Source organism: Desulfonatronospira sp. MSAO_Bac3 (assembly GCF_003838035.1).
Classification (GTDB): Bacteria; Desulfobacterota; Desulfovibrionia; order Desulfovibrionales; family Desulfonatronovibrionaceae; genus Desulfonatronospira; species Desulfonatronospira thiodismutans.
The window spans coordinates 1-6,111 of the sequence record NZ_QYZY01000327.1 but is presented as its reverse complement, the minus strand read 5'-3'; the positions used below and the strand labels follow the sequence as shown (position 1 = coordinate 6,111).

Below are 6,111 nucleotides of genomic sequence, written 5' to 3'. Positions count from 1 at the left end.
TGCCTGCCCGCTAAAATTCCGCAGGACAGCAAAGCGCATTTTAGTCGGGTGTGAAGCCTGAAGGCTTCCCGTGCCAGAGAAGATTTTTTTGGCACGGGCAACTTCGTTGCACACGGGCGGCCCTGCCGCTCACGGCTGGGGAGTACGCCTCAGCCCTATTCCCGGTGGCGATTGCTGGCACCCCTTGAATGGTTACCAGGCTGCCCGTGCCAGAAAAAGGCAACGTACAGGTTATGGGTGAGATGACAACTGGTAACCGACAATACTTTACTAAAAGGAACACCGTACATGATCAGAGCTGAAATATTATCCACCGGGGACGAAATCATGAGCGGCTCACTGGTGGATACCAATGCTGCCTGGATTACCCGGCAGCTGCTGCAGTCAGGACTTGAGGTCGGCCGCATCTCCTGTGCGGGTGATGATCTCAGGGAACTGCAAAGTCTTATCCAGGAGATTGCCCAGAGGGCGGATATTGCAGTTATCACCGGGGGACTTGGCCCTACCCCCGATGACATCACCGCCGAGGCCGCAGCAAGGGCCTGCGGCGTGGAGCTGGAGCAAAACAGGCAGGCCCTGCAAAGCATAGAAGACTATTTTGCCAGGCTGCAGCGGCCCATGCCTGAATCCAATCTCAAACAGGCCCTCATTCCGGCTGGAAGTGTTTGTCTGCCCAACCCGGCCGGCACTGCCCCGGGATTTCGCCTCAATATACACAACTGCTGCCTTTTTGCCCTGCCCGGAGTACCTTCAGAAATGAAACAGATGTTTGATCTGTCTGTAACCCCCTGGATTAAAAAACACCTGGCTCAACAGCTGCAGCCCATGTCCATCCGGGTGATCTCCTGCTTCGGCATATCAGAATCTAAAACAGCACAGGCCCTGCAGGGATTTTCGTCCTCCTTTCCGGATATTCATCTGGGATTTCGCTTCAAGTTTCCTGCGATTCAGGCAAGGCTTTACTGCAGACAGCCTGCAGGCCGGACTTATGGTCAGCATATGGAAGATGCGGTCAACTGGGTCAAGCACAGACTTGGAGACAGGGTCTTTTCCAGCCGGGACAGCACACTCCAGGAGGAGACCATGCAGCTTCTGGCGGACCAGAATAAGACCCTGGCCATACTGGAAGGCTGCAGCGGAGGGATGCTGGCCCACCTTGCAACCGGCACTGAAGCCGGCAGCAAGGCCCTTTTACTGGCCAGGGTGGTCCATGAAGATTTTCAGGGATTTTCCCGCACACATGTCGATCCGCTGCACAGCGCCAGGGAACTGGCCAGTGAAATCATGACGGATGCAGAGTCCGACTTTGGGCTGGTAAATTTTGCAGCAAAAGAAGCAGATCAGACCAGGGTCTTTATGGGCCTGGCAGGCAGACATAGAACCCTGGCCAGGGAATTTACCCGCGGCTACCCGGACCGCCAGGCCAGTATCACCGCCCTTTCCTGGGCCTGCCTGAACCTCCTGCGCCTGGAGCTGTTGGAGGTAATACCCGGCAACCACTCCAGCAATTCAGCCTCAGGGGAGCCGGCCACCTGAGTCAATTGCACTGACTTGATAAGTGACGCCTTTTCCTATAGTAGATTTAAGTCATCTTCCAACCTCTCCAGAGCAGTGAAAGCTTTATGAATAAAGAAAAAAACAAGTTGTCGACCAACAAAGAGCATATCATTGAATTTCTGCTGGAGGGCAAACCCGGCCCACCCAAAGCTCAGGCAGGCTGGGGACTGGACCATGAGGGCTCCCCCTTTATCCTGCCTTCCATCGGTGGAATCACATTGAACGTGCAGGTGGGGGACAGCGCTTTCGGCTGGGCCGGAGACCACGTGGAACCAGGGGTGAGCTGTACCGGCAATACCCACAAGCCTGCAGAGCATCCCAATAACTCCTTGCAGTTGTTTTCCTGCATAGGCAACAGGGCCACGGTAATTTCCGGAGAAGCAAAGGGATCCCCTGGTTTTGTCATGGGCAAGCACGGCGGATCAGAACATCTGATACTGGACTTTTCCCGGGAAATTAAAGAAAAGCTTTCCTACGAGGATACCATCCGCATCCATGCCAGAGGACAGGGCCTGCAACTTACCGACTACCCGGAAATTGCCCTGCAAAACCTCGACCCGGATCTGCTGGAGCTCATGGATATTGAAATAAACGACAAAAGCGGGATCAAAGTGCCGGTTACCGCCATAGTCCCGGCTGTCTGTGTCGGATCGGGCACGGGAGCGGCACATACGGCAAAAGGCGACTGTGACATCATCACCAGCGACCGGGATTCAGTGGATAAGTATGCTCTGGACAGTCTGCGCTTCGGCGACTTTGTGGCCCTGATGGATCAGGACCACAGATTCGGACGCACCTACCGTCAGGGATGGCTGGCCATTGGAGTCATATCCCACAGCGATTGCAGGCGGGCGGGTCATGGACCAGGAGTTACAACCGTTATGACTGCTGAAAGCTCACTGATTGAACCCGTGATATCCAGAAAGGCCAATGTCGGAGTTTTGCTGGACATTGGAACCCGGACCTGAGGCCGTCCCCTTCTCCCTGCTGCAGGCGCTTCAAACCGGTGTCAGACAAAAAAAGGGCTTTTAAACTATACTGACATCTGATAAAAAAATATTTTAAGCCGCAACAGTAAAAATTTGCGGCCAACGCACTGATGGCAGAAAACACCTACAGGAGAAGGGCATGAGCAACAATAAGAGCGTGGAAGAAATCCTCACCCCTGAAGTACTCCAGCAAATATTTCCACCCAGCAGGGCTGATGATTTTTTTGAGGCCCTGTACGGTGATCCCGGGGAGGGCACTTTCGACATCCAGCTGATGCTGGCTGGCAACGCCGGGGATCGGCTGGATATGGAATTCAGGCTCAAGCAGAGATCTGGAAAGTGCATGGCATGCAACCTGACCTATGGGCTTCCCCAGGTTTTCAGCAGACATCCTGTAATCGACCTCCCGGGCCTGATGAAAGAGATCAACGCCCTCTTGCCCCAGGGCATGCAGGCCACTGACTGGAAGCTGGGCAGCACCAGAGAAGTAAGTTCCGAACTGCACATAATCCCCTGGAGCCTTTATTTAAGTGGTGAGAATAAAGGATAACTGTTGAGCGCTCAGAAATCACATGATGCAGACAATAAGCTCCCCCGGAGGTTTTCACAGCAGCATCTTGCTGGCCGTAAGCCTTTTTCTTCTTTCTGGCCTTATTTCCTGCAGCCAGGACGGCCAGGATGCACTTAGTGCTGAGATAGCACACCAGTGGTCGGGACACTATGCAGAAATAAAAATCCCGGCTGCCATGGCCGGAGACAGGGAAAACTGGCAGGAAGTCTGGAGTCTGCTCCGGGAATCCAGGCCGGAATGGCCTGAAAAGACCGGGGCTTTCGCCGTCTTTTACGCAGGTCAGCGCCCCACGGGCGGATATCGGATGGAAGTGGAAATAACCCACCAGGACAGTGATGTCATCAGGTTGCAGTGCAGCCTTCATCCCCCGGATGGACCGGCTACCACCGCTTTGACCTTTCCCTGGAAAGTAGTCGCCCTCAGCGGGGTGGAAGGCAGGGAGGTGCAGGTCCGGCACTGCGGATCACCGCTTGCAGAGCCCCCGCTATGATAAGCCGCAACGCCTCTTTTTGCCTTTGATGTTATCAGTTGCATGAAGAAGAAAGATGTTAGCCGCTGATCTCGCCCCAGTGAAATAATAAGAGATTTCACGGGGTAAACTGATCTACGCTGATTAAAATCATTTTGATACAATATAGAATAAGCCGGGATTAGATTTTTTCAACCTCTTGCAGGGGAAAAACATGAAAAAAAGCCTGCACTCCACAGGGCACAGCGCCCATACCCAAGATGAGCCCTCCCAGGAAACCCTGCGCAAGTATCAGGCGATAGTTTCCACGGTCAAAGAACCCATGTCTTTTGTGGACCGCAATTACGTTTACCAGGCAGTAAATCAGGCATACTTAGACACTTTTGCCGGAAGCAGGAAAGAAATTGTCGGCCACACCGTAGAAAGCCTTCTCGGCGCTCATGTGTTTGACAACATCGTCAAGCCCAGACTGGACCGCTGTCTTGAAGGAAAAGAGGAGCACTATGAGTCATGGTTCGATACTCCGGCTGGCATTCAGGAGTGCCTTTCAGTCTTTTTCCACCCCTGCCTGGACGAAAATGGACAAATCCAGGGCGTCATCGTCCATGCACGCAACATTACAGAGCAGAAACGTCTGGAAGAAGCCCTGCGCCGTTCTCAGCAGTATTACCGGGCTATATTCGAGACCACGGGCACGGCCCAGGTCATAATCGAAGAGGACACCACCATTTCCCTGGCCAACTCGAGGTTTGAAGGACTAAGCGGCTATTGCAGGCAGGATATTGAAGGCAGAAAATCCTGGACCGAATTCGTCCACCCCCAGGACCTGGAGCAGATGAGGCATTTTCATTTTTCCAGACGCAAGGATGACTATACCGCCCCGCGCCAGTACGAATTCCGCTTCATTGATGCACATGGACATGAGCATCACATCTATCTTTGCATAGATACCATTCCAGGCACTACCCAGAGCATTGCGTCCCTTATGGATATTACAGAGCGTAAGCAGGCCGAAAATGCCCTGCAGGAAAGCCGTGCTCAGCTGCAGGCCATTACAGACTCGGCCCAGGACGCCATTGTCCTGATGGGGCCTGAAGGTGAAATTGCCTACTGGAACCCCATGGCTGAATCAATTTTCGGATATACCGCGGAAGAAATCGTGGGCAAGGACCTGCACAATATCCTGGCCCCGGCAAGATACCATGAGCAACACCTGAAAGCCTTCCAGCATTTTCAGCAGACCGGCAGGGGAGATGCCATAGGCAAAACAATTGAATTATCCGCCCTTGACCGGGATGGCAGAGAATTCCCCATTTCCCTTTCCCTGTCCGCTGTATCTTTGCAGAACAGGTGGCACGCGGTGGGTATCGTCCGCGACATTACAAGGCAGAAAGACGCCGAGGAGAAAATCGTAAAGGCCAGGGACGAAGCTGAAGCAGCCAACAGGGCCAAGTCTGAATTTCTGGCCAACATGAGCCACGAGATTCGCACTCCCATAAACGGCATCATGGGAATGATGCAGCTTCTGGAAGCCACCAGCCTGGACGTGGAGCAGGCGCAGTATGTGCAGATGGGGCTCACGTCCGCCCGCAGGCTGACCAGGCTTCTCTCGGATATCCTTGATCTGTCCCGGATTGAGGCCGGTCAGATGGAGATCAGGCAGGAAGAATTTGATGTCAGAAAACTCTGCTTTTCAGTGACAGAGCTTTTCATGGTCACCTGTCGGGAAAAGAATATTGCCCTGGAATACAGCCTGGATCCGCAACTGCCTGAAATCCTTCTGGGAGACGAGACCAGGCTGCAGCAGATTCTGTTCAACCTGGTGGGCAATGCCCTTAAATTCACCGAGCAGGGCCGGGTACAGGTGAACTGGCATCTGATGAAACGTCGGGAAAGAGATATCCAGGTGCTTCTTACCGTATCCGATACTGGCATAGGCATGACTCCCCACAGGGCCGGGGATCTTTTCAAGCCCTTTGTCCAGGCCGAGAACGCCTACACCCGCAAATACCAGGGAGCAGGCCTTGGCCTGTCCATAGTCAAAAGGCTTGTGGAACTCATGCACGGAGAGGTAACCGTAGAGAGCATGCCGGATGCAGGCAGCACTTTCAATATTCTTTTGCCCCTTAAGGTGCCTGAGCAGCCTGAAAAGGAACAACAACTGGATGCTTCTGAATCAGCCCCGGATAATCAAGGGCTTCGAGTTCTCCTGGTTGAAGATGACCCATCCAACCAGCTGCCCATGAAGCGCCTGCTGCAGAAGTCCGGACACCAGGTAAGCCTGGCCGGGAACGGTCAAAAGGCCCTGGATATGCTTGCCCACCAGGATTTCGACTGTATTCTCATGGATATTCAGATGCCGGGCATGGACGGGATGGAGGCCACAAGGCGTATCCGCGCCGCAGGGGACAGGAGACAGGAATCAGAGATCAGAGATCAGAGGTCAGAAGTCAGGGAGCACAAATCAGAGGTCAGTGGTCTGGGATCAAAGGAAGGAGAGCCCATCCCTGAATCCCTCAATTCCC

General features: G+C 53.7%; 5 protein-coding genes. All 5 read left to right on the top strand.

The window, feature by feature from the left end; genetic code table 11:
- The first annotated feature begins 288 nt into the window (after positions 1–288).
- Positions 289–1,536: a competence/damage-inducible protein A gene (locus tag D5S03_RS11390; protein WP_008871753.1), complete on the top strand. Its 1,248-nt coding sequence runs from the start codon at positions 289–291 to the stop codon at positions 1,534–1,536.
- Positions 1,537–1,622: 86 nt separating this feature from the next.
- On the top strand, positions 1,623–2,525 hold the full coding sequence (locus D5S03_RS11385) for a DUF4438 domain-containing protein (RefSeq protein WP_008871754.1): 903 nt from the start codon (positions 1,623–1,625) through the stop codon (positions 2,523–2,525).
- A gap of 160 nt (positions 2,526–2,685) precedes the next feature.
- Positions 2,686–3,096 (top strand): hypothetical protein, encoded by a 411-nt coding sequence (locus tag D5S03_RS11380; protein WP_008871755.1) that lies wholly within the window; start codon positions 2,686–2,688, stop codon positions 3,094–3,096.
- Between the two features lie 22 nt (positions 3,097–3,118).
- On the top strand, positions 3,119–3,607 hold the full coding sequence (locus tag D5S03_RS11375) for a protease complex subunit PrcB family protein (protein ID WP_008871756.1): 489 nt from the start codon (positions 3,119–3,121) through the stop codon (positions 3,605–3,607).
- A gap of 193 nt (positions 3,608–3,800) precedes the next feature.
- A partial coding sequence (locus D5S03_RS11370; protein ID WP_287044079.1) for a PAS domain S-box protein occupies positions 3,801–6,111 on the top strand: 2,311 nt, incomplete at its 3' end.

What these genes read in the sequence shown, in the direction of transcription:
- D5S03_RS11390 (WP_008871753.1), top strand. Translation starts at nt 289, where the DNA reads ATGATCAGAGCTGAAATATTATCCACCGGGGACGAAATCATGAGCGGC.
- D5S03_RS11380 (WP_008871755.1), top strand. Translation starts at nt 2,686, where the DNA reads ATGAGCAACAATAAGAGCGTGGAAGAAATCCTCACCCCTGAAGTACTC.
- D5S03_RS11385 (WP_008871754.1), top strand. Translation starts at nt 1,623, where the DNA reads ATGAATAAAGAAAAAAACAAGTTGTCGACCAACAAAGAGCATATCATT.
- D5S03_RS11375 (WP_008871756.1), top strand. Translation starts at nt 3,119, where the DNA reads ATGATGCAGACAATAAGCTCCCCCGGAGGTTTTCACAGCAGCATCTTG.